Raw genomic sequence first — 24,763 nt, 5'->3', positions numbered from 1 at the left:
GTAGTGGGGGGAGGGGAAGATGCGTACCATCTCGCGTTTCGATTAGGAACGATACGCAGACAGGTCCAACTGCGTCGTCTCCCGGTCGCGTTCGTGTTCGAGAAGTGCACGCTTCAGGTCGGTCCCGCCAGCGGCAGAGAACCCACCGAGTGAGTCCGAGCCGACGACACGGTGACACGGAACGACGACCGGAACGGGGTTTCGCCCACAGGCCTGACCGACGGCGACAGCGTGGCTGTCGAGTTCGGCCGCAACGTCGCCGTAAGTTCGCGTTTCACCGTACGGGATGTCGAGCATCGCTCGCATCACGTCACCAGTGAACGAGTCGGGGATTCGAACGTCGGCGTCGAGCGCTCGTCTGTCGCCGCGTTCGTACTCGGCAAGCTGCTCGCGGAGGTCGGCTTCCGAATTCTCGACCAGTCGCTCGTCCAGTTCCACGTCGAACCCCCATATCGTCACGTGCATCGACCACCGTTCGCACTCGGCCACTATCTATGTATGGCGTGTGCGCCGCGAGAAGAGAGAAACAGCCGTGACAAAAACCGGTGTTACGCTTCGAGGCTCAGCCCGGCGCGTTCGAGCGCCGAATCGGTGTCGGCGTCGTCGTGGATGACGGCGCTCACGGCGCGGGTGATAGCTTCGGGGTCGTCGTGCTGGAAGATAGACCGTCCCATCGAGACACCGGCAGCGCCGGCGTCCATCGTCCCGCGGACCATCTCGACCGTCTCGCGGTCCGTGCCGCGACTGCCGCCGGCGATGACGACCGGGAGGCGCGTGGCCTCGACGACGCGGCTGAAAGACTCAGCGTCGCCGCTGTAGGCCGTCTTGACCACGTCTGCGCCGACTTCCTCGGCGAGGCGGACAGCGTGGGCGAGTGCTTCGGGGTCCTGTTCGTCGATGCCAGCGCCGCGCGCGTAGGACATCGCGAGAACGGGGACGCCGAAGTCGGCGGCGCGAGAACAGAGATTGGCGAGTTGCGTCATCTGGTCGGGTTCGTGTTCCGACCCGACGTTGATGTGGAACGAAACGGCGTCGGCACCGACGCGCAGTGCGTCTTCGACGGTTCCGGTGAGCCGTTTATCGCTTTCGTCCGGGCCGATGACCGTCGAGCCGTTGACGTGGACGATGTATCCTTTGCCGTTTTTGTTCGGGTGTACTCTGGGTGCTGTCCCTTTGTGTGTGAGGACGGCGTCAGCGCCGCCCCGTGTGATACCGTCGATTGTCGATTCGATGTCTACGAGGCCTTTGACCGGGCCGAGCGTGATGCCGTGGTCCATCGGGACGACGAGGTATCGTCCGTCGGTGGAGATGCGTTCCAGTCGTGCCGAGATTCCAACGTCAGTGTTCATGTTTGTGAAAGGGTGACAGAGCAGTTATGTGCGTTCCGAATGCGGTGGGCGTTGCGAGACGCCATCTATCGCACCCGATTTGAGTTCGTGGGCGAGCGTTTCGAGGCGTTCTGCGGTCGTTTTCGCGGACTCGTCGTTCTCGTGTCCTTGGGCGACGATGTCCACGAGCGCGCTGCCGACGATGATGCCGTCAGCGCCGCCTCGGACGATGCGTTCTGCGTGTTCACCGCTACTGATTCCGAACCCGACGGCCTTGGGTACGTCGTAGTCGGACAGGCGGTCGAGGCTGGACCCGGTCTGGTCGGAGACGTCCGACTTCGCGCCCGTCGTCCCGAGACGCGCCTGCACGTAGACGTAGCCAGAGACCTGTCGCATGATTCGGTCGAGGCGGTCGCCGCGCGTCGTCGGCGCGACGATGAACACGAGGTCGAGACCGAACTCGTCGCAGGCCTCACGCAGCGGGTCGGCTTCCTCGGCCGGAAGGTCGGGAACGACGAAGCCTTCGATACCGACGTCGGCCGCCTTCTCGACGAAGGGGCGCGGTCCCTCCGCGTCGCCGTAGCGGTAGATGAGGTTGTAGTAGGTCATGCAGACGACCGGAATCGACACGTCGAGGTCGTCGACGAACTCGAAGTAGCGCTCCGGGGTCATCCCGCCTTCCAGCGCGCGGACGATGGCGTTCTGGATGGTCGGCCCTTCCGCGATTGGCTCCGAGAAGGGGAGTCCGAGTTCGATAACGTCGGCACCGCCGCGTTCGAGCGCCTCGACGTATTCGAGCGACGATTCGTAGTCCGGGTCGCCAGCGACGAGGTACGGGACGAACGCCGGGCCGTCTGCGAAGGCGTCGGCGAGCGACATCACAGTCCCCCCGTGAACTCGTCCATGTTCGGCGCGATGTCGATATCGCGCTCGTAGGTCTCTTCGATGGCCGATTCGAGGTCCTTGTCGCCGCGGCCCGAGAGGTTGACGACGACGAACTCGCCGAGTTCGTCGGAGTGTTCCTCCAAGTAGCCGAAGGCGTGGGCAGACTCCAGTGCAGGGATGATACCCTCCATCTGTGAGAGGCGGTGGAAGGCGGTCAGGGCGTGGTCATCGTCGACGTTGACGGCGGTGACGCGCCCGGTATCGACGAGGTGTGCGAGTTCCGGCCCGACACCCGCGTAGTCGAGGCCGGAGGAGATGGAGTGTGACTCCATAATCTGCCCGTCGTGGTCCTGTAGGAGACGCGTGCGCGCGCCGTGAAGCACGCCCTCGGACCCGGTCGTGAGCGACGCGGAGTTCGGCGCGACGCCCGCTTCCTCGTCGACGTCGAGCGTCGAACCGCCCGCTTCGACGGCGTAGAGTTCGGTCTCGTCGTCTTCGACGAACTCCGCGAACGCCCCCATCGTGTTCGACCCGCCGCCGGCGCAGGCGAGGACGGCGTCTGGCAGACGACCCATCTTCTCACGGGCCTGCGTTCGCGCTTCTTCGGAGATAACCGACTGGAAGTCACGAACCATGCTCGGGAAGGGGTGCGGACCGACCACAGAGCCGATGACGTAGTGGGTGTCTTCGACGTTGGTCGCCCAGTCGCGCATCGTCTCGGAGATGGCTTCCTTGAGGGTCCCGCGGCCGACGGTGACGGGGTTGACCTCGGAACCGTTGAGTTTCATCCGGAAGACGTTGGGTCGCTGGCGGTTGATGTCGCGCTCGCCCATGTAGACTTCACAGGGCATGTCGAGATGCGCGCAGGCCATCGCCGTCGCCGTCCCGTGCTGGCCAGCGCCGGTCTCGGCGATGATGCGGTCTTTGCCCATGTACTTCGCCAAGAGGACCTGGCCGAGCGCGTTGTTCAGCTTGTGTGCGCCGCCGTGGACGAGGTCTTCGCGCTTGAGATACACCTCGCGGTCGTATCGCTCCGAGAGCCGGTCCGCGCGCTGAAGTGGAGTTGGCCGCCCGCCGAAGTCCCGCAGTCGCGTCCGAAACTCGTCCATGAAGCCGTCTTCGTTGTTCAGGACGTATCGCTCGTAGGCGTCTTCGAGTTCCTCGATGGCCGGCATCAGAGCCTCGGGAACGTACTGTCCGCCGTAATCGCCGAATTTTCCGTCTACACTCATGTCGATGTGGTCAGTCGCCGCGTATTTTGTCGTACGTTACCATCCATGATGGCGGTACCGACGAGGAGAGCGTCGGCCCCGGCCTCGCGCATCCGCCGAACGTCCGCGGGCGTGTGGATACCGCTCTCGGCGACGAGAAGCACGTCGTCAGGGACCTCCGGAGCCAACGTCTCGACGGTTCCGAGGTCGACTTCGAGTTTGCCGAGGTCGCGGTTGTTGATGCCGACGATGTCAGCACCAGCTGCGAGCGCCGCGGTGAGTTCCTCGCGGGTGTGAACCTCGACGAGCGGCTGGAAGCCGCGGTCGCGTGCTGCTGCGACGAGGGGTTCGAGGTCGTCGCCGACGAATCGGGCGATGAGAAGCACGAGGTCCGACTCGACGGCGTCGAGTTGCTCCTCGCGCAGGATGAAGTCCTTCCGAAGCACGGGCACGTCGACCGCCTCGCGAATGCGAGAGAGCGATTCGGTCGACCCGCCGAAGTGCTCGGGTTCGGTGAGGACCGACAGCGCCGTCGCGCCGCCAGCGACCATCTCTTGGGCCAGCTCGACGGGGTCGTCCTCACGGACGCCATCAGTCGTCGGGCTGGTCGGTTTTACCTCGGCGATAATCGGGACGCGTCCGTCTGCCTCGGTGGCCGACACGGCGTCCGGAAACGACCGCGCCTCGACCGAGACACGGGCGTCGCCGCCGGGTCGCTCCCGCGCGGCGTCCAAAATGGAACGCACCTCGGGGGCCAATTTATCTCCACTAGCGTTCATTGATGTTCACTAACGGACGTATCTGTACATAAGGCTTGTGTCAGAGGTACGTGTTTCTTTCTCGTGCGTGCGAACAGGCGTGGAACGAACCCCGATACCACCGCGGCAGCAGACGCCGGAAGGGTCAAGCGTCCGGCCCGGCGAGGCGAACACATGGACCTCGCCGGAATTTACGCCCGCGAATCGTCGGCACTCGACCGCGCCGTACAGATTGGCGTGGTCAGCAACAAACTCATCAGCGTCTCGTTTCCCGAGACGGTCCCCGCCGACGCAGAACCGGACCACGAGTACCTCGATTCGATTCTCGCCGCACTCGACGGTGAAGAGGCGAACCTCTCCGAAATTCCCATCGGTCTCACTGTCCCGACGGACCAACGAAGCGTGCTCGAAGCGCTCCGAAACGTCCCTCGCGGCGACACCGTCGATATCGCACTGCTCGTCAGAATGGCCGGTCTCGACCCCGAAGACGACGAGTCGGCTCGGACCGTCAGGACCGCGCTCGCGGGGAACCCGGTTCCGGTCGTCGTCCCCGACCATCGGGTGACAGATGGCCCGAGCGCTGCGCCCGAGTCGGTCGTTCAGGTGCTCCAACGGGCAGAAGGAATCTAGTCGGAGCGAAGCGGGGCGCTGTGATACTCACTCGACGGGCGAGAGCGTCGCCGCTCCGAAGGGAGTCGAGAATCTGTCGCACCAGATTGCGACGCCGCGGAAGCGCGTGGGGTCGCCCACGTCTTCGAGTCGCTGGGTGAACGTCCCGAGTTTCGTGCTCTCGCCCCCGTCTTCTCCGCCGTCGATGAGGACTTTCACCCCGTCGTCGACGGCGGCTTTCGTGTCCGGGTCGGCCTGAGGCGTCAGGTAGACGAACACGTCCGGGCCTTGTGTCTGCTCGTAGTCTTCGAACTGGAGGACGTGACCCTCGTCGTTGCGGGCGAGCGTGACCGTGCCGCTCACCTTATGGCCCGTCTTTCCGACGAACGACCCACGCGAGAGTGGTGTCGCATCGACAGCCCCTCCTTCGTCAGTGACCCGGGTCGCTCTCTCGGGGAGGAACAACTCTGCGGCCGCCGCCCCACCGACAGTAAGGGCGACACCGCCACCAACCAGCCCGAGCAGCGTTCGACGTTTCATACCCTGAGAACCGTCGTCTCGAAGCATAACCGCTGTGCCAAGTTGGTGCACAGTCAGTACCAAATCTCGGCGCAGCGTCCCGTGTTTCGCTCAGAACGGTGCGGCGTCGGTCTGTCGCCGTAAGACGAGGTAGCCGAGAAGCCCGCCGAGGAGGAACAGCGTGCTCGCGAGACCGATTGTCGAGTCGCCGACGGCCAGCTCGGCGAACTGGGCGAGCCCCGCGAGGAGGAAGCCGCCGCCTGCGACGTACTTCAACTGGTTGTCGACGGGGATCTGAAGCGTGACGACGCCGAGGAGGAGAGCAACGACGCCGAACGCGATGTCCACAGCGAGTACGACCGTCGGGTTTCCGGTGACGATGGACGCGACGACGAGCGCGACGTAACCGATGAGTCCCGCCTGTGTCAGCGTCCGCGTATCGATATCCATACTGGATACCCGGGGGCAGGGGACTTGAACGCCCTGCCTCGCAGGACAGTTTACCAGCCGAACACGTCGTGGCCGACGAACTCCAGTGCGTTCACGAGATAGTGGGCCACGACGACGACGAGCAGGCTCTGTGTGAGGACGAACGCCGCCGCGAGGGCGAACCCGAGTAGTCCGGTGACGACGATGCCGAGTCGCCCCTGTGCGCCGTGGCCGACGCCGAACGCGACAGACGAGACCGCGGCCATGAGCCACGGCGACACGTCGAAGCCGACGGCGAGCGCCCCGACGAGCGCCCCGCGAAAGAGCAGTTCCTCGAAGCCTGCGATGAGCGGCAGCACCACGAGCAGCAACAGCGCCCATCCGCCCGTCGTCTCGGGCGTGAGTGCGTCCCGCAGCGACTCGTCGGGAACGAGACCGAACTCGCGGGAGACCGACGACCCGGCCCGGTTCACCGCGTAGAGTACGCCACCGAGGGCGACGCCCACCGCGAGTTTCGACGGAAGGCCGGAAAGCGAGAGGCCGAGCGCCGACAGCGGAACGGACGTGTACCACGCGCTCGTGACGAGAAACGCACCCAACAGCCCCTGCGAGACGGCGACGTTGGCGAGCAACATGTGCGGCGGGATGTTCGCAGATGGCGACTCGTGGTTCTGGTCGGGTGCTGGCCAAGGGCCGTGAGCCTCGTCAGTCGCCGGTCGCGGCTCGCGCCCCTCGTCCGGCGTCGACGCTGGTGAGAGCGACGCGAGCGACGGGCCGTGTTCAGTTGCGTCGGTGGTCTGGTGACTGTCGTCAGCAGCGTGGCTCTCGGACTCGTCGTCGACAGCGGGCGCTCCCGAGTCGAGGTCGTGTGCAAAATGTGTGTCGCCACCGTCAGCGTGGGGAATGCCACGCGAGAGGTGTGCGAGCGTGAGGAGGACGGCGAGGATGACGCCGGTGAACCCAGCGAATGCCGCCCAGTCTGTCATTCGGCGTTACTGCGGACTCGGGCTGGACGGTCCGACGCCCTTGCCCTTGTTGAGTGCAGAGCCGGTGATGCTCTTGAGACGGTCGACGAGCGAGTCCTTCTCGGGTTCGCCTTCGAGGGCGACGTCGAGGACTTCGCTGATGTGCGAGACGGGGATGATGTCCACCATCTCCTTGTACTCGTCTTCGATCATGACGTCCTGCTCGTTGGCGGCCGGGATGATGACCGTGTCACAGCCAGCCTTGGCGGCGGCTTCGATCTTGTGGGTCACACCACCGACCGGGAGCACGTCACCGCGCACCGACAGCGAACCGGTCATCGCGACCGACTGGTCGATGGGGATGTCCTCCAGCGCCGAGATGACGGCCGTCGCAACCGTGATGGATGCGGAGTCGCCGTCGACGCCCTGCTGGCCGGTCTGGACGAACTGCACGTGCACGTCCATCTCAGAGAGGTCCTGGTTGGAGAACTTCTTGATGATGGCCGAGACGTTCTGGACGGACTCTTCGGCCATCTCCTTGAGTTGCCCCGTGGCGATGACCTGACCGGGGCCCTGCGATGGCGTGACTTCGGCCATCACGGGGAGCATGATACCGGAGTCCTGCCCCATGACTGCGAGACCGTTGACGCGGCCGGTGACGAACCCTTCGTTGACGGAGAGTTCGTAGTCCTTGCGGCGCTCGATGTACTGGTCGGCAATCTGCTGCTCGATGGAGCGCGCACGGCGCTTTGCCTGCAGCACGTGGTCGCGCGTCGTCCAGTCGGCAGCCTCGCCGCGGGCGATGTCGCCCGCGACGCGGACCAGCCCACCGAGGTTACGGAACTTGAGGGTCAGGTGACCCTTGCGGCCGGCACGGCGGCGGGCTTCGAGGATGATTTCCTCGACGGCCTCTGCGGTGAACGCCGGCAGGCGGCCGTCGTTGGCCACTTCCTGCGCGACGAAGCGCGCGTACTTGCGGCGCATGTCCGGGGTGTCCTCGATGGTGTCGTCCATGTACACCTCGTACCCGTACCCCTTGATACGGGAGCGGAGTGCGGGGTGCATGTTCTCCATCGCGTCGAGGTTACCCGCAGCAATCATGATGAAGTCCGTCGGGACGGGTTCGGTCTGGACCATCGCACCTGAGGAGCGCTCGGACTGGCCGGTGATGCCGAACTCGCCTTCCTGAATCGCCGTCATCAGGTGCTGCTGGCTGCGCACGTCGAGCGTGTTGATCTCGTCGATGAACAGCACGCCCTTGCTGGCCTTGTGAATCGCGCCGGGTTCGACGCGGTCGTGGCTCGGCGTCTCCATCCCGCCGGACTGGAAGGGGTCGTGGCGGACGTCGCCGAGGAGTGCACCCGCGTGGGCACCAGTCGCGTCCTGGAAGGGCGCGGCCTTCTGGTCTGCGTTGTTCACGATGAGGTTCGGAATCATCGCGTCGCTGCCGCGCGACCCATAGCGGAACGCGAGGTAGATGATACCTGCAGCGAGGATGCCGAGAAGAACCTGCTGGGCGATGATAAGCGAGTAGCCCAGCACGATGGCGATGATGATCCACATGAGGAACGAGCGCATCTGGTTGCGCTTGCGTGCCTCTTCTTTGTGCGCCTCGACGATTTGGTCACCCTTGCCCGCGGGGACAGTGCGGACCTTGGGCTGGTTCCCGTCGTCGGGGTTGTGGTAGACGAGAACGTCCTGTAACTCCTCGCGGGGGAGGAGTTCGGACATCGCTTTCGCGAGCATCGACTTCCCCGTACCCGGAGAGCCGATCATCATAACGTGGCGGCGCTGTTTGGCCGCCTTCATGATGACGTCGCGGGCGTGTTCCTGCCCGATGACCTGGTCGACAAGCCGGTCAGGGACGGAAATCTCGTCGGTAGACTCGATAGCGAGTCCGCCGAGGAGATCGTCTTCGTCCACGTCTTCGCGGATGTCGGCCTCGATCTCGACGTCGCTCCCGAGGTCGTCGATAGTCTTCTTGTCGACCTCATCGGCCTCCTCGTGCTGGTGGAACGACCCGCTGTCGCCGCCCGTCTCCTGGGGCGCGTCGTCGGGTGAATCCTCCCGCTCGCGGAGGCTGTCGTCGGTGTTCGTATCGTTACTCATAGAACTGTCGTCGCTACTTCTAACGTGGGCCCTACGCCTGATATACTTTCTCCCCGATTGCATCACACGTACCGGGCCGTATTATCCGGTTTCGACAGTCCTACCACCAGAATACCGAAATTAAGCTAACTCGGCGTATTTATAAGTGGAGCAACCCAAGCCCTGACCAATGCGGGGGTTCTACATCGGCCGGTTTCAGCCGTACCACAACGGCCACCACCGGATGGTCGAAGAGATAGCCGCAGACGTCGACGAACTCGTTCTCGGTATCGGGTCCGCTGGCGACTCGCACTCGCCGCGGAACCCGTTTACCGCTGGCGAGCGCATCATGATGGTCACGAAAGCCGTCAAGGACTTCGACGTCACGACGTACGCGGTTCCAATCGAGGACTTAGACCGCAACTCGGTGTGGGTGAGCCACGTCCAGTCGATGTCGCCGGCGTTCGACGTCGCCTACTCCAACAACCCGCTCGTCATCCAACTGTTCAAGGAGGCGGGCGTCGAGGTTCGCCAGTCTCCCATGTTCAACCGCGACGTGCTGGAAGGGACCGAAGTCCGCCAGCGGATGATCGAAGACCGGGACTGGGAGTCGCTCGTTCCCGATGCGGTCGTGGATGTTGTCTACGAAATCGGCGGTATCGAGCGCATTCAGCGCGTCACCGCCTCCGACGGGTCAGAGCACGTGGCGTCCGACGACGACCCGAACCCGTGTTGAGATGATTACGCTCGCGTCCGACTTCGGGTCGGCGTACCCCGCGGCGATGAAAGGCGTCGTGCTCTCGCGGACCGACGCCCGCCTCGTCGACGTGGCACACGACCTGCCCAGACAGGATATCCGAGCCGCCGCGTTCTGGCTTCGTGAGACGCTTCCGTACTTCCCGCCAGCGGTCCATCTCGTCGTCGTCGACCCCGGCGTCGGAACCGACCGTCGAGCAATCGTGCTCCGCGTCGGCGACCACATCCTCGTCGGGCCCGACAACGGCGTGCTTCGACCCCCAGCGCGCCGCATCGCCGACGAAGCCGACGGCTCTCCGACCATCGACGCCTACGAAATCCGCGTCGAAAACCCGGCATCCACCACGTTCCACGGCCGAGACGTGTTCGCCCCGGCCGCCGCGGACGCTCACGACGTGGCACCCGACGAACTCGGTGATATCGAGCGCTTTTCGCCACTCGATACAGACGACCTCGTCGACCTCGCGCTCCCGACTGCGACGGTCGATTCCGACGCCGGGGTCGCAACCGGCGACGTACTCGTCGTCGACGACTTCGGCAACTGCATCACGAACGTCCCGGGCGAGTTCGTCCGCGGATGCGACCACGTCGCGGTGAACGGCGAGGAAGTCCCGGTCGGTCACACCTTCGAGGCCGTCCCGCGCGGTGAGAGACTCGTCACCGTCGGGAGTCACGGCAACGTCGAGTGCGACGTGAACCACGGCCGCGGCGACGAGGCGTTCGGCCTCGCCCCGGGCGACAGCGTTCGCGTGGTCCGCGACTGATGGTCGACCTCGCCCCCTTCGCGGTGATGAACGTCGTCGGCCTCCTCGCGTTCGCCGTCGCCGGGTCGCTCAAAGCGGCCGACGCCGGACTCGACGTGTTCGGCGTCGCCGTCCTCGGCGTCGTCACGGCACTCGGGGGCGGGACGACCCGCGACATTCTGGTCGACCGCGTTCCGGCCTCGCTCGCGACGACCGGCGACATGTCGGTCGCGCTCGTCGGCGTCGGCCTCGCTATCGTACTCATCCACATGATGCAGGGTCGCGTCCGCGACCATCCCGCGTTCCTGACCTCCGACGCCATCGGTCTCGCAGCGTTCACTGCCACGGGCGCGCTGGTCGGCGTCGAAGCGGGCGTCTCGCCGTTCGGCGTCGTCATCCTCGGAACGATTACGGGTGTCGGCGGCGGCTCTATCGCCGACATCCTCATCGGGCGCGTGCCGGTGGTCCTCCGCGACGACTTCTACGCGACGCCCGCTGTCGTCGGCGGTCTCGCGTTTCTCGCCGCGCAATGGGTCGCCGCACCGACCGGGATTCCGTCCGGTCTGTGCGCCGCGATAGTGTTCCTCGTGCGGATGGCGGCGCTTCGGTACGAGTGGCGACTCCCGCGTGTGTGATCTGATTGAAAAGGTTGGGCGTCGACCCGCTTATTCTGCGGCGATAACGTCGTCGATGCGGACAATCATCGTCGCGGCTTCGGTGGCGGATTCGATGGCTTCGCGCTTGACCGCCGCGGGGTCGATGACGCCGTATTCGACGGGGTCGCCGATTTCGCCCGCTCGGCCGGTCGAGATGATGCCTGCGATACCCTCGTTCTCGTAGCGGGCGCGCAGGTCGACGAGCGCGTCGATGGGGTCGAGACCGGTGTTTTCGGCGAGGATGCGCGGGAGCGCCTCGACGGCGTCGGCGTAGGCTTCGACGGCGAGTTGCTTGCGGCCCTCGATACCGGCGGCCTTCGACCGGATGCGGTCGGCGATGGCGATTTCGGTCGCGCCAGCGCCGGGGACGACACCGCCCTTGTCGATGGCGGCGACGACGACATCTACCGCGTCATTGATGGCGCGTTCGAGTTCGTCGACGACGTGCTCGGTACCGCCGCGGAGGAACAGCGTCACGGCCTTGGCTGCCGCGCCGCCCTCGACGAAGGTGAGTTCGTCGTCGCCGAACGCACGGAGACTGACAGAGTCGACGTGGCCGAGGTCGTACTCGTCGATGTCTTCGAGCGAGCCGAGGCGCTTCGCACCGGTTGCGCGGGCGATAGCGCGGGCATCGGACTTCTTGACGCTCTCGAACGCGAGAATACCAGCATCCGCGAGGTAGCCAGCGACGCGGTCGTCGATGGACTTCGTACAGAATACGACATCGACACCGGCTTCTTTGAGCGACTTCGCGTAGCCGCGGAGTTCGGCGTCTTCGGCGTCGATAGCTGCGGTGAGTTGGTCGACCGAGGTGATGTTGTACTCGGTGTCCATCTCGCTTTTGCGTACGTCGAGCTTCACGTCGAGAACGGCGACAGCGGCGTCTTCGACCGACCGGGGCATGTTGTCGCTGGCGGGGTCTTTGTCGAGGACGACGCCCCCGACGAGTTCGGTCGCAGACGACGAGGCACCCGTGCGAGTGAGGACGCGGACGTTGTCGCGGTCGAACGCGCCGTCGTTGTCCTCGTGGACCATTCTGACGCCCTTGACGACGTGTTTCGCGAGTACGTCGGCGGTCACGTCGCCGGTTCCTTTGCCGGTCATGGACGACTCGGCGACCTTCTGGAGGAGGTCGTCGTCGAGTTCGGCGTCGAGAACGCTCTCGTCGATGGCGTCCTGTGCGATTGCCGCCGCTTCGGTGTAGCCTTCGACGATGACGGTCGGGTGGAGGTCGTCATCGAGGAGGTCCTCGGCGTGGGCGAGGAGTTCGCCCGTGAGGACGGCGGCGGTGGTCGTGCCGTCGCCGACTTCCTCCTCCTGCGTCTGAGAGACTTCGACGATCATCTGGGCAGCGGGATGTTCGATGTCCATCTTCTCGAGGATGGTCGCCCCGTCGTTCGTGATGACGACTTCGCCCGAGGAGTCGACGAGCATCTTGTCCATCCCGCGCGGGCCGAGCGTCGTGCGTACGGCCTCGGCGACCGCTTTCCCGGCGCGGATGTTTGAGTCCTGCGCGGACCGGCCGCGTGTTCGTTGCGAACCCTCTGCCAGGATGTACATCGGTTGCTGCATTCGTGAAGCCATGTTGAAACCTCAACCGCTATCAACGATTGCAGTTCTATAAATATCTTTCTCCGGTAGCTGCGACGTGTAATCACACGACAGAGCGCCGCTTACGTCGATTATTCCCCGCTCGCCAGAACTAGCTAACCTCCTTCTTCGTCGACGGTAAGAGAGCCATCGCCAGCGAGTGTGACGAGGTGTCCTGCATATCGAAACGTGAAGCTCAAAGACTGGTCGTGAGTGGTCCCGAAAAGTGTTTCAAGTGCTTCAGGGTCGACTCCAACGTCTGCGAGTGGTGGGAGGTCGAGCGGGTTGAGTTCCGCTGCCGTCGCCACGGCCGAGGTAACCGCGACCGCAACCTCTTCGTACCCGTCGAGAGACACTGAGACCACGGACCCAGCATTTCCATCGCGCTGGTTATCCATACTGTGTAAACGGAGATTGAGTACCTATGCGTATGGGTTGACTATGAAAGGCCTTACACTCTGACCCCACTATCGAGAGAAATCCTGTTCCTGTGTTGAATGAACTGGTGTGAGGTTGGTGGGAGTTCAATAGCCGACATCGCGATTGGAACGTTCGCTTTTGACCGCCTCGTCACGCACCTGTTCTGCGAGCGTCCGGTACGCCCGACGAAGTCGGCCGGAGACGGCCTGTCGCGAGATATCCAGTTCACGGCCGAGTTCGTCGAGTGACGTGCGTCGGTGGTCGTCGAAGTAGCCGCGTTCGAGCGCGAGCACGAGCGCCTCGCGCTGGTCGTCGGTGAGTCTCGTTCCAAGCGGTGCAGACTCTTCTGCGACCGACGTGATGCGGTCGAATTCGAGCGAGATACCGTGGGCCTCACAGCGTGTTCGGAGGTCGCTGAGAGACGTATGCGACGGTGCTCGAAGTCGCAGCTCCCACGACTCGTTCGTGCCGACACACTCCAAGAGCGTGATATCGAGGTCCGCCAGCGCCGTAAAGAGTGTATTCTGTGCAGCGTCCCACTGGAATCGATACAACGCTCCGCCGGGAATCGATTCGAGACACGAAACGTCGTCGAGGCTGGGGTCGAACACAGTGTGTGCATCGAAGTTCGACGCCCCCGGTCCCCACACCCACAGACGCTGCTGTCGCCGCTCGGCCGTCGGGACCGTCCGTTCGAGTTCGAGTTCGAGGTCACCGAGCGCGTCTGCCTCGACGAGTGGAAGCGCCGAGAACGGGGCGATTGCCTCTGCAATCAGACACACACCTCTCCCTACGCGAGATTCGGTCAAAAACGTGAGTCGTTGTGTACCACCGAAGAAGAAAGGCAGAAATGAATGTTTTCTCGTCTTACAGGTCTCTTGCGCTGTGGTTTCTAAACCTATTTGGCCCTCACCGATGAGCAACAGACGATGTTGGAGTTGGAACACGGGTTCAGGGTCGTCGACGTGAACACCCGCCTCGACCCCGACGAGCACTCGGTGGCGACGCGGGGACGGGAAATCAGTCCAGAACGGTTAGAGCGCGAACTGCACCAAGCGGGTGTCGTCCGCGCACTCGTCTCGCCGGGAACACAACCCGAGGGGCAGAGTTACCTCCGACCGAACAACGCCGTCGCGCGGATGAGCGTCGATAGACCGTTTCTGGCGTTCGCCCGCATCAACGGGCCGCGCGACCCGAGTGCCAAAGCGACCGCCCGCCTTCGCAACTTCACGTCTTCGCGGGCCGACCACCACACCGACCCCGGCGACATCGAGCAGTACGCCTACGACGACCGCTTCCACGGCTTCTGTCTCGCACCCGCGGTCGACGGTCTCCCGGACGAAGAGACGCTGGCGATGCTTGAACAGGTCGGCCTTCCCGTCTTCGTCCACGGCGGCCGCTCGTTCGAACCGTCCGCTGTCGAGTCGTCGCTTCTGGGGCGGTTCCCGGTCATCCTCTCAAGTTTCGGCGGATACCCACTCGACCGAGACCTGATGCACGAAGCTATCGACCTGCTCGACGACCACGACAACCTGTATCTCGACACGGGATTCGTCCGGTATCGAAGTGTTCTCGAACGTGCACTGCTGGAACACCCCGACCGCGTGCTCTTCGGCAGCGGTGCCCCCGAAACACACCCGAACGTCGGCATCATGGAGATACTGACGCTCGACGTCTCGGAAGACGCGATGGCGAAAGCGTTCTCGAAGAACGCCGCCCGCGTCATCGACGCGCTCGCACCCGGTGGAGAGTAAGGTAAGCGAGTCGGCGCTCGTGAGCGTCGTCAGAACCAAACTCGTGAGCGCCGCCGGGCAGCACCCGAAGATGCCTTACCGCCAGTCGTAGCGCGCGACGGCGCGGTCGGCCCGCTTCGAACACCCGTGTGGGTTCCGTGTCCGCGACCGGTCGCGAGCCCTCGCAACGAGACCGTCAGACGCACCCGTGGCGATTCCACCGAGGACGTCGCGGCCGGTTCCAACCCACCCAGACGGCGTGACGTCTCCCGTGAGTACACCGTAGGCGGCATCAGCAGCGTCAGAAAGAGCGTGTTTGAGTGTTCGTTTCGCCATCGCAGGTCGGGGGCCGTAGTTCTTTACGAGTCGATATGTGAGCGCTCGGTACTTCCAGCCCCAATCTCGTTCCGAGATACCGCCGTCGGCCTCGAACTCCCGGCGAACACACATCTCCGGTGCCCAAGCGACCTCTTTTCCGAACGCAGCGAGTCGGTGAGCAACGTCACGCGCGCCGCCGGTTTCGAGGTACTCGTCGAAGCCGTCGAGCGACTCGATGGCCTGTCGGCGGAACGCGACGTTCCCGCCGTTGAAGTACGTGACCGTGCGCCCGGCAATCGTGTTCCGTTCGAGTGACTCGGTCGTCATCCCGTTTCTGAGTGTCTGGTGGAGCGGTCCGGTGACGACGTCGGCGTCTTCGATACCGGCTTCGAGCGCCGAGAGCCACGACGACTCCACAGAGAGGTCGTATCGAAGCAGTGCGATGACCTCGCCGCTCGCCACTTCGAGACCGGCGTTGCGGGCGACGTTGAGATTTCGGTCGGAGAGTTCGACGAGCACGTCTACGTCGTCGCGTTCTCGTACCATCCCGGTCGTCCCGTCCGCCGACGGGCCATTGACGACGATGACCTCGGCGTCAGGGGCGTGGGCAGCCAGCGCGTCGAGGCTGGCCGCGAGACGGTCCCGTCCATTGAGGGTCGGGAGCACAACCGAGAGGTCCATACCCGACACTTGCGGTGGACGTACTTAAATGTGAATCGAGAATCGTGGTAATTCCTCCCGTAGCGAACGTCACTCGGCGTCACTCGCGCGGTCCGTCGCACGAGTGTCGGCGGCGGCCGACTGGGTGACGTGCGCGTTCCAGTACGAAACCGACGCGACGTCGTCGCCGACGGTGGAGTCGCCAATTGCCAAGTCGATGCTGCGGAAGGGTCGTGCGACGCCGTTGGGAATCTTTCGGTAGAATCCGAAGGGGAGGACGAAATCGTGCGCGGCGTCGACGAGGTCGAGACCCGCGTCGCTGAGGAGTCGCTGCACGTCACGCTCCGAGTAGAGGTGCGAGCCCATCGGAAGCAGCCAGTTGTAGGCGACCCGAAGGCTCTGGTCGTTGAACGTATCGAAGAAGACCTGTTCTTTCGAGACGCGCGCCATCTCCGCGAGGAACTTCGCCGGGGTGTCCGCGAGGTGGAAAAACCGCATCGCGAACACCGCATCGAAGTGGTCGTCCGGGAACGGAAGGCGAGCAGCGTCACCACGGAGGAATTCGATTCGGTCATCGACACCCGCTGCACGAGCCTTCTCCCGTCCCTGTGCCATCATCGCCCGCGAGATATCCAGTCCGACGATGTTCGCCCCCTCCTGTGCGAGCATCACGGTGAACCGGCCTGTTCCGCAGGCGATTTCGAGAATGTTCTTGTCCTCGACTGGCCCGAGCGCAGCTAGGACTGCCTCTTTCTCGCGCCGGTCGATGAGCCGACCGCCCTTGGAAAACCGCTTCGAGTCGTATTCCTGGGCGACGTCGTCGGCTTGGTACCACTCCTTTCCTTTCACGCTACGGGTAGTCGCGGGGGCGACCCTAAAACGGTACTGGATGCGTCTCGCCGTCGGGGGATACGTTTTCCTCGACAGAGGACGTATCATGGTATATGCCAACGTGTCGAATCTGTGGGGCGACCCACGACGCAGAAGACCTGGTTCGCCACACCCGCGGTGAGTGGTTGGTGATTCACTGTCCCGACTGTCACGCGGGACTTGGCCGGTATCGAACACAGTCGCCGGCCGTCGATACGATGCAAGAATCTGCATAGTCTCGTCGTCAGTCGGTATTCATATTGTTTCTTCATGATGATAATATGTGTATAAGGTGTCTGGATTGTTTTGACACACTTGAAGCTAACCCTTAACACAGAGGAGGTTGCTGTGATGGATATGAGCACCACCACTGCAGAGCCTGATACTGAAGACTTGCTCTCGGAAGCCGAGTTCCGTGAGCGCCTCCGTGAACTCCCACCGAGCGCAAAGCTCGTCGCAAAGGTCCTCGAGAGCGATGCACCTCTCTCGCAGGGTCAACTCGCGGACGAGTCGCTGCTACCGGACCGCACCGTCCGCTACGCGCTCAACCGTCTCGAAGAGTCGGACCTCGTCGGCTCGCGTTACTCCTTCAAGGACGCGCGCAAGCAGGTCTACTTCCTCAACACGTAATCTGCCGACACGACCGAACACCGCCCGTGGGGGCATACTCCCACAGACCAAGCCACCATTTTGCGAACCCGATAACTTCCCCCCGAGCGTAGCCGCCGCCATGCAGGTCACGCGCGTCTCCGTTCCGGTCGCGACTCGCGCTCCAACCGGTGCCACGAACGCCTACGTCGTCGCCAGCAGCGACGGGAGCGCCACAGACGATTCGCTCCTCGTCGACCCTCCCGCACGGACGCCCGAACTCGATGCCGTAGTCGAGTCCCAGAACATCTCACACATCGCCGTGACGCACACTCACAGCGACCACGTCGGTGCGGTTGCCTCGTATGCACGCGAGACTGACGCGACTGTCTGGTGTCGTCGCGGGCGAGAAGCGGCGTTCACGACCGCCACTGGGGTCGAACCCGACCAGACGTTCGTCGAGGGGGCGACCATCCCCGTTGGCACCGGTGTTACCGTCCTCGACACGCCCGGCCACGCCCGCGACCACGTGACCTTCGTCGCCGGGGACGACCTCCTCTGTGGCGACCTCGCGGTTGCCGAGGGCAGCGTCGTCGTCGGTGCGCCCGAGGGCGACATGCGCGCATATCTGGTCGCGCTTCGACGACTCCACGCCCGCAACCCCGGACGCTTGTGCCCGGGCCATGGCCCCGTGATAGACGACCCGCGGGCGGTTCTCGCCCGTCTCATCGACCACCGCCGTACCCGCGAGCAAGCGGTTCTCGACGCAGTTCGCGCCGGTCACGAGACGCCTGAGACAGTGACAGACGCCGCCTACGACAAGGATATCTCCGACGTCCGCGACTTGGCGCAGGCAACAGTCGTCGCGCACATCGAGAAACTTGCCGCCGAGGGGAGCGTCCAGTGGGGCCCCGAGACAGGCCGCGTCGAACCGATATGACTCCGAAACCGCGCCCCTCTTGGGCGTCGCGCTCGCAGGACGTGTATGGACCTCGAAGCCGAACTCGACCGCGCCCGCGACCTCGACGTGTCGGAACTGGCCGACGCCATCGAGTCCATCGGCTTCGAATGCACTCGCTGTGGAGCGTGCTGTAAGGGCTACGAGACCGACGAGGGCTCCGAACCCCACACTGCCACGGTGTTCCCCGACGAGGTGCGAAGTTTGCAGGAAGCGGCCGACGAGAACGACGACGCTGGCGGCGACGAAGTCGCTGCGGCCTCCACCTCGGACGCCTCGCTGGAGTGGAGAGACGTCGCCCGCCCGATGCCTTACGGACTCGTCGACGGCGAGGACGGCCCGGAAGGCGAGACGTTCGAGTGGGCGCTCCAGACTACCTCGTGCGGCGATTGCCGATTCTACGAGGAGGACGACGCGGGAATGGGTGCCTGCACAGTTCACGACGCCCGGCCACTCATCTGTGAAACCTACCCGTTTAGCGTCGCACTCGGTGGGACGAGCCAGCCGATGGGCGAAGCGGTAGACGAAGAAGGAGTGGTTCGCGCCCACGAATGTGAGGGGTTGGGGCGAGACATCTCGCGGGCGGACGCAGAGGAACTGGCACGGGCGCTGAAGACGCGCGCTATCAAAGAAGTCGAAGAAGCGATACGTCTCAGTGAGTCCTACGCGCCGGTCGAGACGAACCCCGGCGAGGTCGTCGTCCACGACTCCGAGGGTGCCAAACAGCCGGACGGAACACCGCTCGAAAAGTAGAATCCACTGACGGCGGTACATCTTTAAGACTTCGAACTGACCTATATGTGGAGGTCTAACGGTGGAAATCTCAGATAAACTCCTGTGTCTGTTCAACGCGGATGTTCGCGCCGAGGACGACCGATACGTCGTCGAGATTCCTCGCCGCGAGGTCGAAACCGGGACGGTCGAACCCGGCGAGACGTATCGCGTTGCTCTCATCTCTCGTACCGACTCAGAGACGACGACGTCAGAACCGAGCGGCGGTGCGACACCGTCTGCCGAACCACAACCCCCCGTCGAAACCGGGGAACTCCGCTACGTCGAAATCGAGGATATCGGCAAGCAAGGTGACGGTATCGCCCGCGTCGAGCGTGGCTACGTCATCATCGTCCCCGGAACCGAAATCGGCGAGCGCGTGAAAGTCGAGATTACGGAAGTCAAATCCAACTTCGCCGTCGGCGAAGTCGTCGACGAAGACTTCTAATCCGTCGTTTCTTTCGGAATTAGCGTCTGTACATCTCGTCGACGAGTATTTCTCACACCACCTCGGCCGGCAATCACACTGAACCGGAGCCGTCGCTTCTCTCGCGAGCCGCGAAACCGGAGGATGCTTCTGAGAACGCGAGGCCGAACCGTATCGTACGTGGACAGACCACCGGTACAAGTGAACTCCCCTCGCGACGGACGAACACCCCACCACGATTTCGAGTGAACACAGAGCACCGATTCAAGTGAAGAAAACAGAAAGAAGCGCTCAAACAGCTATCGAACGTACTTCGAGAGATTCGCTTTGGTCGGGGCCTCGTCGGGAGTCTCGTAGGGGCGGTTCACCACGATGTCACCGGCCGTCGACCGACCGATTCCCGGAATCGCAGTGAGTTCGTCCATCGACGCTTCGTTGAGGTCCATCGGGAACGGCACGCCCGTCACAGACCGGTAGCCGTGGTCGACGACGGCGGCGTCGATGGTCTGGCCGAGTTCCAACTCGCCCGGAATCCCCACGAGGAGCGGGTAGGTTCCGAGTTGGCGGCCGAAGGTTCGACCGTCTTGGTGGTACTCCAGATGGACGTTCGGGAGGACGGTTCCCGGCGGTGCGACCCGACGGAGCATCGGCCGGTCGATTTCCTCGCGGACCTCCTGTTTGTACTCCTGGAACAGTTGCTTGTGGTCGCGGGCGATGTCCGCACCGGTGTCGGACATGTCGGTCCCGTCGAAGGCCATGACCTGCCGGATGTTGATACGGCGGACCATCAGGCCCTCGTCGTAGACACGCTGGAGGAACTGTTTGTTGTGCTCGAACGTCTCCTCGCGTTCGCCTTTCAGACCGTGCAGGAGGTTAATTCCAGGGAGGAGCTTCGGCAGTCGGTCGGCGGCATCCGGGCCGTGTGTGGGGGCGTCTGCCGGGTCGTCACCGGGGCGCCAGCCGGCGACCTCGTTGACGATTTTGACCGCCTGGAAGCACTCCTCGGCGGAGACGTTGAGGTTGTTCTCCTCTTGGACCACGGGGTCGGCCGATTCGAGACCGAACGCGGCAGTGTCGCCCGCGGTGTTGTGCTCGGCGATGATGCGCAGCGCCTCGCGTGACTTCTCGGGCCACCCGACGATAGTGATGGGGTTGACGTTGTCGAGGTGGAGTGTTCCGAGGTCGGGTGCGACTTCGCGAATGCCACCGTAGAGTCGGCGGAGGGCGTCCGGGTTCGGAGCTTCGCCGTCGCCGCCGAACGCGAGGATGTCGGCCTGTCGGCCGAGACGGAAGTGTCGCGCACCGCGGTTGTAGAGGTTCTCGACCTCTTTCACGACGGAGTCGGCGGTACGGAACGCGGGATTCCCGTACAGCGGTTCGGTACAGAACGAACACCGATAGGCACAGCCCCGAGAGGTCTCCATCTCGCAGATGAGGTAGTCGGGGTGGTTCGGATGCTGTTCGACCACGAACGCGCCTTTGGCGGCCCAGCGGTCGAGTTCCTCGTTGTCACGCATTCGGTTGCCGAAGCCTTCGAGGCCGGAGTCGACGAGGTCGTAGGCGGCCGCCTCGATGTCGCCTTTGGCGACGAAGTCGTAGTCGAGGTTCTTGCGCTCCATGTCCTGTGCGCCGGCGTTCTCCTCGCCGACGCCGAAGCGAATCGGGCCACCCATCAGCGCTGTTCCCTCGGCGACCCACGCGAGTTCGCGGACTTCGTCGGGTTCGGCCGGGGTACCGCCGACGTACTTTCCGGGGACGGTCATCCCGCCGATGTAAATCATCAAGTCGGCGTCGGCGACGTCGCGCCACTTCTGTCGGTCCTCGCGGAGTTCGTCGATGGTGTGGTAGACGACGTTGGACTCGGAGACGCCCGCGTCGACCAGCGCCCCGGCGGTGAATCGCGGATACGTCGAGATGTACGGCGGCACGCCGAAGTGCGCCGGTTCGTCCACGTACCCGTCGACGATGGTCACAGTGAGGTCGGCGGGGTCAGTCATTGGTCGGGGTTCGAGTTCGACGCTGAAAACGGAACCGGTCGCGAGTTGTCGGAGCAGCCGAGTCACACACCGGAGCAGCCGAGTCACACACCGGAGCAGCCGAGTCACACACCAGAGCGGAGCGTACCGACATCGACCGACAGCACGCACCTTCCGCCTCCAGCGCGTTTATGGGCGTGGGAGCGCAACCAACCCCTATGCCCGCGACCCTCGAAGTCAAGTGCGCCAACGCGGACTGCGAACTCGACATGTTCGAGTTGCACTACACCTACGACATGCCCGACGACACGACGGTGGCGGACTTTACCTGCCCGTACTGTGGTGAGGGGCAGTTCCTGGAGGAGATAGCGCTATGAGCGACCTCCGAAAGTTCGGTGAGTCGGCCGCCAACGCCGTCCTCGAACGCGTCGGCCGCGGCGTGAGCCAGATGCAAGAGCGAAAGCCGCTCGCGTACGACCTCCTCGAATCCGAAGACGCCTATCTCGTCGTCTTCGACGCCCCCGACGCCCGCAGCGAAGACGTCCAAGTGCGATTCCTCGAAGGAGAAGTCGAGATTCGAATCGACCGCTTCCGCGACTTCCACGAGGGATTCGAGATGCGTTTCCCCGGCCGCGGCCTCACGCTCTCCGGCAGTGCCAAACTCCCCTCCGACGCCAACGTCGAAGCCGCCGAGGCGACCGCGACCGTCAAGAAAAACGGCACGCTGCAGGTCGAGATTCCCAAAGACGGCTCCGCCAGCGACATCCACGTTACCGAAGAAAACGACGAGGAAGCCGAGACGGGCGACGACCACTCAGCGGACGTCTCGCGCCCGGACGACGACGTAGACGTCCTCGACGATCACGACGACCACGACGCCTAAAAGTAGACGACCAAGACGCCTGAAAAGCCCGAACACCGACTGCGACTCACTCGTCGAGCGTCATCCCCTCGACGACCTCGAACTCCTCGTCCCCGTCGAATCGGCAGGGGTCGAACGAATCTGGAACTGACTCGTCAGCGCCGAGCACGTCGGCCGCGAGCAGTTCGCCGATTGCGGGTGCCCACATGAACCCGTGGCCGTGCCAGCCGGTTGCGACGTAGACACCCGACGCGACAGCGCCGACCAGCGGATTCCGGTCCGGCGTCGCCCCGCAAAGCCCCGCCCACGCTCGCTCGACTGTCGGGGCGGTCTCGGTTCGGTGGCGGACGGCGGCGGTCGACTCTGCGACGAACCAGTCGTCTGCGGCCGGGTCCCAGTCGTCGAAGTCCGCTTCGACCGCTTCGACGCCGTCGCCGGCGAGAACACCGGCGGGATGCGGCCGAAGGTACGACCCGTCGGTGGCGTCGTAGACGGTCGGCCCGTCGTAGTCGCACTCGGCGACGAGCGCCTGTGCTCGGTAGGGTTTGAGTGCGATTGGATATCCGGCCGCGGCGAGTATCGCGCGCGAGTGGACGCCCGCCGCGACGACCACTGCGTCGTAGTCGAAGACACGCTCGCCATCCCCTCCGACGACACCCGGTGGGTCGGTTCGAATCGAGACCGCCTCGCCGACACGGAACTCGACGCCTTCGGCTTCGCACTTCTCGACGAACAGGTCGACGTACGCCTTCGGGTCCACCCAGCCGGCGCTGTCGCTCACACCCGCGAGACCCACGTCGTCGGTGCGAATGGAGAACCGCTCGCCCAATTCGTCGGCGTCGACGAGTTCGACCGACCGGTCGTGGACCCGCATTCGGTCGACCGCTTCCGAGAGGGCGGTCGCGCCAGCGTCGTCGCCCTCGCGCGCGAGAAAGACGTACGGCACTTCGTAGAACTCGAATTCGCGGTCGCCGTCCAACTCCCTGAATCGACGCATCGCCCGGTCTGCAACCGCTACGTCCACGTCCTCAGCATAGGCGTCGTAGCAGATGCCAGCCGCGCGACCCGTCATTCCTGACCCTGGAGTGCCTCGTTCGAAGACTGTCACAGCCGCGCCGCGGGCGGCGAGGTCGTACGCGGTCGTGAGACCGACCGCGCCCGCACCGACGACCGCGACTCGCTCGGGAACGTCCATACCCGGTTTGGGTCGGCGAGTAACTTGAATAGCCGTTGCTCGTCGGTCGTGTAGGAGCATCGTCGAGCGCACGTCGCAGTCGCTCACAGTTTTAGAGAGACGGGGTAGGTTGGCCAGCAGTAACCCGCGTGGAAACCACGTGGGTCGAAAGGAGCCGTCCAACCGTGCCGTCACTTGTCTTCTCCGGTGGTCTCGTAAAACACCTCCGGTACTCGAACTGGCAATCGTCTGACTACGTTAGGGTCAGTTGGGGTCGTCTGAACACGCCGGACGCAGTTGGTAGTCGTCGACACGCGCTGAACGCAGCACGGTACGAGCAGCGAAAAAACGGAATCGAGTGCGTGTGAGCGACGTGTCCGACTACCCGACGAACTCGTCGACTCCGCGGGCCGGATAGCCGACGAAGATGTCGACGCCCGTCTCGCGCAGTTCGTCGACACGGCCGCGGACGTCCGCGACCGAGCCGATGAGGGCGTAGTCTTTCGCCGCTTTCAGCAGTACCTCGCGGGCGCGACCGTCGGCCGACGAGTCGGTGGCGGCGGCGTCGGGAAGTGCCCGAGTGACGGGTCGCCGCCGCGAGACGTAGGCACCGACGGCGTCGAGGATTTCGTCCTCGTCGTCGGAGAGGACCGTCGGCGCGTAGACGGCGATTTCGCCGTCGAATCCGGCCGAGCGGAGCGCGCGAACGTCCCGCCGTGTCGACCGCGAGAGGAGTTCGTACTGCGTGCCGCCCGCCGCGAGCGCGATGCGCTCGATGCCTTCGGTGCCGACCCACGCGTCCGGTGCGCGCTCTCTGGCCGCCCGGAGGCGAGGCGCAATCGGCCGTCGCTTCTCGTCGTCGGTCAGATAGGCGCTGTGGCCGGCGACGAGGACCTGCCGAACGCCGTCGGGGAGCCACTCGTACAACGAGTCGTCACCGAGCGGGTCGAACCCGTCCGCTCGGACGGGCGTCGTCAGACGGACCTCTTTCTCCGTCGCGAGTTCTTCGAGGACCGACGACGCCGGAAGGTGATGTCGCCCCTCGTAGTCGATGGCGACGACATCGAGCGGGATGTCGAGCGCCCGACGCACGTCGCACTCTTTGGGTTTGAGTGCGACTGCGTCCAATCCTGCTTTCGAGACCGCACGCTCGGCGGTCAGCATGCTATCACCACAAAAGTTTCAGTACCGTCGCGGAACGCGATCCATCGTCTGTGCGACCATGTGCTACCGGATAGCGCAGATGACGCCAAAACCCTATCGGTGACGGCATCGCTGGCGACTCCGGAGACCATTTATATACCCGAGTGAGGCAGTCGAGGGCTGCTACTCTAGCTGTCATGAGAACATTTGACATCCGAGATACCAGCTAGTACGAGACTCGAAACACCACGATTCGACATCGAACATATTCGGAGTAGAGTAAAAGTCAGTCGAATACAAAGTGCGAGCTTCGACAATCGATTTCG

Annotated in this window: 28 protein-coding genes; 11 read left to right on the top strand and 17 right to left on the bottom strand. The window is 64.1% G+C overall.

Translation table 11 applies throughout. The features are described 5' to 3' along the window. Window positions 1–42: 42 nt before the first annotated feature. The 5 genes from KU306_RS08530 to trpC all read right to left on the bottom strand — a co-directional run bounded on the left by KU306_RS08530 (window position 43) and on the right by trpC (window position 4,203). On the bottom strand, window positions 43–465 hold the full coding sequence (locus tag KU306_RS08530; RefSeq protein ID WP_258301696.1) for a methylated-DNA--[protein]-cysteine S-methyltransferase: 423 nt from the start codon (window positions 463–465) through the stop codon (window positions 43–45). A gap of 83 nt (window positions 466–548) precedes the next feature. Next, window positions 549–1,349 carry a 2-amino-3,7-dideoxy-D-threo-hept-6-ulosonate synthase gene (locus KU306_RS08525; protein WP_258301695.1) on the bottom strand — a complete coding sequence of 267 codons (801 nt, stop codon included), beginning with the start codon at window positions 1,347–1,349 and terminating at the stop codon, window positions 549–551. Between the two features lie 24 nt (window positions 1,350–1,373). After that, complete coding sequence (trpA, locus tag KU306_RS08520; RefSeq protein WP_258301694.1) at window positions 1,374–2,207, bottom strand: tryptophan synthase subunit alpha; 834 nt, start codon at window positions 2,205–2,207, stop codon at window positions 1,374–1,376. Beyond that, window positions 2,207–3,445, bottom strand: a complete 1,239-nt coding sequence (gene trpB, locus KU306_RS08515; protein WP_258301693.1) for a tryptophan synthase subunit beta — start codon at window positions 3,443–3,445, stop codon at window positions 2,207–2,209. Before trpB ends, trpA begins: the two co-directional genes overlap by 1 nt. Next, window positions 3,442–4,203: an indole-3-glycerol phosphate synthase gene (gene trpC / locus KU306_RS08510; protein WP_258301692.1), complete on the bottom strand. Its 762-nt coding sequence runs from the start codon at window positions 4,201–4,203 to the stop codon at window positions 3,442–3,444. The genes trpB and trpC overlap by 4 nt, the downstream gene beginning before the upstream one ends. Before the next feature lie 153 nt (window positions 4,204–4,356). Between trpC and KU306_RS08505 the strand changes: the two genes are divergently transcribed. After that, entirely contained in the window at window positions 4,357–4,812 is a 456-nt protein-coding gene (locus KU306_RS08505) for an MGMT family protein (protein ID WP_258301691.1), read from the top strand. Window positions 4,813–4,839: 27 nt separating this feature from the next. On the opposite strand, the gene KU306_RS08500 is transcribed toward KU306_RS08505, so the two are convergent. The 4 genes from KU306_RS08500 to lonB all read right to left on the bottom strand — a co-directional run bounded on the left by KU306_RS08500 (window position 4,840) and on the right by lonB (window position 8,813). Beyond that, on the bottom strand, window positions 4,840–5,331 hold the full coding sequence (locus tag KU306_RS08500; RefSeq protein ID WP_258301690.1) for a DM13 domain-containing protein: 492 nt from the start codon (window positions 5,329–5,331) through the stop codon (window positions 4,840–4,842). Window positions 5,332–5,421: 90 nt separating this feature from the next. Then, complete coding sequence (locus tag KU306_RS08495; protein ID WP_007545198.1) at window positions 5,422–5,760, bottom strand: hypothetical protein; 339 nt, start codon at window positions 5,758–5,760, stop codon at window positions 5,422–5,424. A 50-nt stretch (window positions 5,761–5,810) separates the two neighbouring features. Continuing rightward, window positions 5,811–6,725, bottom strand: a complete 915-nt coding sequence (locus KU306_RS08490; protein ID WP_258301689.1) for a CPBP family intramembrane glutamic endopeptidase — start codon at window positions 6,723–6,725, stop codon at window positions 5,811–5,813. Between the two features lie 6 nt (window positions 6,726–6,731). Then, entirely contained in the window at window positions 6,732–8,813 is a 2,082-nt protein-coding gene (gene lonB / locus KU306_RS08485; RefSeq protein WP_007545194.1) for an ATP-dependent protease LonB, read from the bottom strand. A gap of 169 nt (window positions 8,814–8,982) precedes the next feature. Here lonB and KU306_RS08480 point away from each other — a divergent pair, with 169 nt between their 5' ends. Genes KU306_RS08480 through KU306_RS08470 form a run of 3 tightly spaced genes read left to right on the top strand, consistent with a single transcriptional unit; the run spans window position 8,983 to window position 10,926 of the window. Then, entirely contained in the window at window positions 8,983–9,528 is a 546-nt protein-coding gene (locus KU306_RS08480) for a nicotinamide-nucleotide adenylyltransferase (RefSeq protein ID WP_007545193.1), read from the top strand. Window position 9,529: 1 nt separating this feature from the next. Beyond that, window positions 9,530–10,312, top strand: coding sequence for an SAM hydrolase/SAM-dependent halogenase family protein (locus KU306_RS08475; RefSeq protein WP_258301688.1), 783 nt, complete (start codon window positions 9,530–9,532; stop codon window positions 10,310–10,312). Beyond that, a complete protein-coding gene (locus KU306_RS08470; RefSeq protein ID WP_007545191.1) occupies window positions 10,312–10,926 on the top strand; it encodes a trimeric intracellular cation channel family protein in 615 nt (204 codons plus the stop codon). Before KU306_RS08475 ends, KU306_RS08470 begins: the two co-directional genes overlap by 1 nt. 30 nt (window positions 10,927–10,956) lie before the next feature. Here KU306_RS08470 and thsA read toward each other — a convergent pair whose 3' ends face one another. The 3 genes from thsA to KU306_RS08455 all read right to left on the bottom strand — a co-directional run bounded on the left by thsA (window position 10,957) and on the right by KU306_RS08455 (window position 13,739). Then, window positions 10,957–12,519, bottom strand: a complete 1,563-nt coding sequence (thsA, locus tag KU306_RS08465; RefSeq protein ID WP_049918888.1) for a thermosome subunit alpha — start codon at window positions 12,517–12,519, stop codon at window positions 10,957–10,959. A 134-nt stretch (window positions 12,520–12,653) separates the two neighbouring features. Then, a complete protein-coding gene (locus KU306_RS08460) occupies window positions 12,654–12,935 on the bottom strand; it encodes a HalOD1 output domain-containing protein (protein WP_074791598.1) in 282 nt (93 codons plus the stop codon). Between the two features lie 126 nt (window positions 12,936–13,061). Next, window positions 13,062–13,739: a helix-turn-helix domain-containing protein gene (locus KU306_RS08455; RefSeq protein WP_258301687.1), complete on the bottom strand. Its 678-nt coding sequence runs from the start codon at window positions 13,737–13,739 to the stop codon at window positions 13,062–13,064. Between the two features lie 147 nt (window positions 13,740–13,886). On the opposite strand from KU306_RS08455, the gene KU306_RS08450 reads away from it, so the two are divergent. Continuing rightward, window positions 13,887–14,711 (top strand): amidohydrolase family protein, encoded by an 825-nt coding sequence (locus KU306_RS08450; RefSeq protein WP_258301686.1) that lies wholly within the window; start codon window positions 13,887–13,889, stop codon window positions 14,709–14,711. Between the two features lie 75 nt (window positions 14,712–14,786). On the opposite strand, the gene KU306_RS08445 is transcribed toward KU306_RS08450, so the two are convergent. Further along, complete coding sequence (locus KU306_RS08445) at window positions 14,787–15,689, bottom strand: glycosyltransferase family 2 protein (RefSeq protein WP_007545185.1); 903 nt, start codon at window positions 15,687–15,689, stop codon at window positions 14,787–14,789. A gap of 69 nt (window positions 15,690–15,758) precedes the next feature. Continuing rightward, window positions 15,759–16,517: a class I SAM-dependent methyltransferase gene (locus tag KU306_RS08440; RefSeq protein WP_007545184.1), complete on the bottom strand. Its 759-nt coding sequence runs from the start codon at window positions 16,515–16,517 to the stop codon at window positions 15,759–15,761. Between the two features lie 378 nt (window positions 16,518–16,895). Here KU306_RS08440 and KU306_RS08435 point away from each other — a divergent pair, with 378 nt between their 5' ends. The 4 genes from KU306_RS08435 to KU306_RS08420 all read left to right on the top strand — a co-directional run bounded on the left by KU306_RS08435 (window position 16,896) and on the right by KU306_RS08420 (window position 19,303). Then, on the top strand, window positions 16,896–17,168 hold the full coding sequence (locus KU306_RS08435; protein ID WP_049907542.1) for a winged helix-turn-helix domain-containing protein: 273 nt from the start codon (window positions 16,896–16,898) through the stop codon (window positions 17,166–17,168). A 100-nt stretch (window positions 17,169–17,268) separates the two neighbouring features. Further along, entirely contained in the window at window positions 17,269–18,066 is a 798-nt protein-coding gene (locus KU306_RS08430) for an MBL fold metallo-hydrolase (protein ID WP_258301685.1), read from the top strand. A 45-nt stretch (window positions 18,067–18,111) separates the two neighbouring features. After that, window positions 18,112–18,837: a YkgJ family cysteine cluster protein gene (locus tag KU306_RS08425; RefSeq protein WP_258301684.1), complete on the top strand. Its 726-nt coding sequence runs from the start codon at window positions 18,112–18,114 to the stop codon at window positions 18,835–18,837. Window positions 18,838–18,898: 61 nt separating this feature from the next. Then, window positions 18,899–19,303, top strand: coding sequence for a TRAM domain-containing protein (locus tag KU306_RS08420; RefSeq protein WP_007545178.1), 405 nt, complete (start codon window positions 18,899–18,901; stop codon window positions 19,301–19,303). A gap of 278 nt (window positions 19,304–19,581) precedes the next feature. On the opposite strand, the gene KU306_RS08415 is transcribed toward KU306_RS08420, so the two are convergent. Beyond that, a complete protein-coding gene (locus KU306_RS08415) occupies window positions 19,582–21,279 on the bottom strand; it encodes a radical SAM protein (RefSeq protein ID WP_258301682.1) in 1,698 nt (565 codons plus the stop codon). A 197-nt stretch (window positions 21,280–21,476) separates the two neighbouring features. Between KU306_RS08415 and KU306_RS08410 the strand changes: the two genes are divergently transcribed. Beyond that, entirely contained in the window at window positions 21,477–21,635 is a 159-nt protein-coding gene (locus KU306_RS08410; RefSeq protein WP_007545175.1) for a DUF7559 family protein, read from the top strand. After that, the gene (locus KU306_RS08405; RefSeq protein ID WP_258301681.1) at window positions 21,632–22,141 is read left to right on the top strand and encodes an Hsp20/alpha crystallin family protein; all 510 of its coding nucleotides are present in this window, start codon (window positions 21,632–21,634) and stop codon (window positions 22,139–22,141) included. The genes KU306_RS08410 and KU306_RS08405 overlap by 4 nt, the downstream gene beginning before the upstream one ends. A 46-nt stretch (window positions 22,142–22,187) precedes the next feature. Here the strand turns inward: KU306_RS08405 and KU306_RS08400 are convergent, their stop codons facing one another. Together KU306_RS08400 and KU306_RS08395 are read right to left on the bottom strand one after the other, a co-directional pair. After that, on the bottom strand, window positions 22,188–23,315 hold the full coding sequence (locus KU306_RS08400) for an NAD(P)/FAD-dependent oxidoreductase (protein ID WP_258301680.1): 1,128 nt from the start codon (window positions 23,313–23,315) through the stop codon (window positions 22,188–22,190). Between the two features lie 360 nt (window positions 23,316–23,675). After that, window positions 23,676–24,458 (bottom strand): DUF7388 family protein, encoded by a 783-nt coding sequence (locus KU306_RS08395; protein WP_258301679.1) that lies wholly within the window; start codon window positions 24,456–24,458, stop codon window positions 23,676–23,678. Window positions 24,459–24,763 lie beyond the last annotated feature (305 nt).

The organism is Haloferax larsenii, assembly GCF_024730625.1.
Lineage (GTDB): Archaea > Halobacteriota > Halobacteria > Halobacteriales > Haloferacaceae > Haloferax > Haloferax larsenii.
The sequence above is the reverse complement of the archived record's forward strand: the minus strand, read 5'-3'. Positions and strand labels throughout refer to the sequence as shown.

Coding starts and splice junctions, on each gene's coding strand:
- KU306_RS08530 (WP_258301696.1), bottom strand. CDS start 465: ATGCACGTGACGATATGGGGGTTCGACGTGGAACTGGACGAGCGACTG.
- KU306_RS08525 (WP_258301695.1), bottom strand. CDS start 1,349: ATGAACACTGACGTTGGAATCTCGGCACGACTGGAACGCATCTCCACC.
- trpA (WP_258301694.1), bottom strand. CDS start 2,207: ATGTCGCTCGCCGACGCCTTCGCAGACGGCCCGGCGTTCGTCCCGTAC.
- trpB (WP_258301693.1), bottom strand. CDS start 3,445: ATGAGTGTAGACGGAAAATTCGGCGATTACGGCGGACAGTACGTTCCC.
- trpC (WP_258301692.1), bottom strand. CDS start 4,203: ATGAACGCTAGTGGAGATAAATTGGCCCCCGAGGTGCGTTCCATTTTG.
- KU306_RS08505 (WP_258301691.1), top strand. CDS start 4,357: ATGGACCTCGCCGGAATTTACGCCCGCGAATCGTCGGCACTCGACCGC.
- KU306_RS08500 (WP_258301690.1), bottom strand. CDS start 5,331: ATGAAACGTCGAACGCTGCTCGGGCTGGTTGGTGGCGGTGTCGCCCTT.
- KU306_RS08495 (WP_007545198.1), bottom strand. CDS start 5,760: ATGGATATCGATACGCGGACGCTGACACAGGCGGGACTCATCGGTTAC.
- KU306_RS08490 (WP_258301689.1), bottom strand. CDS start 6,725: ATGACAGACTGGGCGGCATTCGCTGGGTTCACCGGCGTCATCCTCGCC.
- lonB (WP_007545194.1), bottom strand. CDS start 8,813: ATGAGTAACGATACGAACACCGACGACAGCCTCCGCGAGCGGGAGGAT.
- KU306_RS08480 (WP_007545193.1), top strand. CDS start 8,983: ATGCGGGGGTTCTACATCGGCCGGTTTCAGCCGTACCACAACGGCCAC.
- KU306_RS08475 (WP_258301688.1), top strand. CDS start 9,530: ATGATTACGCTCGCGTCCGACTTCGGGTCGGCGTACCCCGCGGCGATG.
- KU306_RS08470 (WP_007545191.1), top strand. CDS start 10,312: ATGGTCGACCTCGCCCCCTTCGCGGTGATGAACGTCGTCGGCCTCCTC.
- thsA (WP_049918888.1), bottom strand. CDS start 12,519: ATGCAGCAACCGATGTACATCCTGGCAGAGGGTTCGCAACGAACACGC.
- KU306_RS08460 (WP_074791598.1), bottom strand. CDS start 12,935: ATGGATAACCAGCGCGATGGAAATGCTGGGTCCGTGGTCTCAGTGTCT.
- KU306_RS08450 (WP_258301686.1), top strand. CDS start 13,887: ATGTTGGAGTTGGAACACGGGTTCAGGGTCGTCGACGTGAACACCCGC.
- KU306_RS08445 (WP_007545185.1), bottom strand. CDS start 15,689: ATGGACCTCTCGGTTGTGCTCCCGACCCTCAATGGACGGGACCGTCTC.
- KU306_RS08435 (WP_049907542.1), top strand. CDS start 16,896: ATGAGCACCACCACTGCAGAGCCTGATACTGAAGACTTGCTCTCGGAA.
- KU306_RS08430 (WP_258301685.1), top strand. CDS start 17,269: ATGCAGGTCACGCGCGTCTCCGTTCCGGTCGCGACTCGCGCTCCAACC.
- KU306_RS08425 (WP_258301684.1), top strand. CDS start 18,112: ATGGACCTCGAAGCCGAACTCGACCGCGCCCGCGACCTCGACGTGTCG.
- KU306_RS08415 (WP_258301682.1), bottom strand. CDS start 21,279: ATGACTGACCCCGCCGACCTCACTGTGACCATCGTCGACGGGTACGTG.
- KU306_RS08410 (WP_007545175.1), top strand. CDS start 21,477: ATGCCCGCGACCCTCGAAGTCAAGTGCGCCAACGCGGACTGCGAACTC.
- KU306_RS08405 (WP_258301681.1), top strand. CDS start 21,632: ATGAGCGACCTCCGAAAGTTCGGTGAGTCGGCCGCCAACGCCGTCCTC.
- KU306_RS08400 (WP_258301680.1), bottom strand. CDS start 23,315: ATGGACGTTCCCGAGCGAGTCGCGGTCGTCGGTGCGGGCGCGGTCGGT.
- KU306_RS08395 (WP_258301679.1), bottom strand. CDS start 24,458: ATGCTGACCGCCGAGCGTGCGGTCTCGAAAGCAGGATTGGACGCAGTC.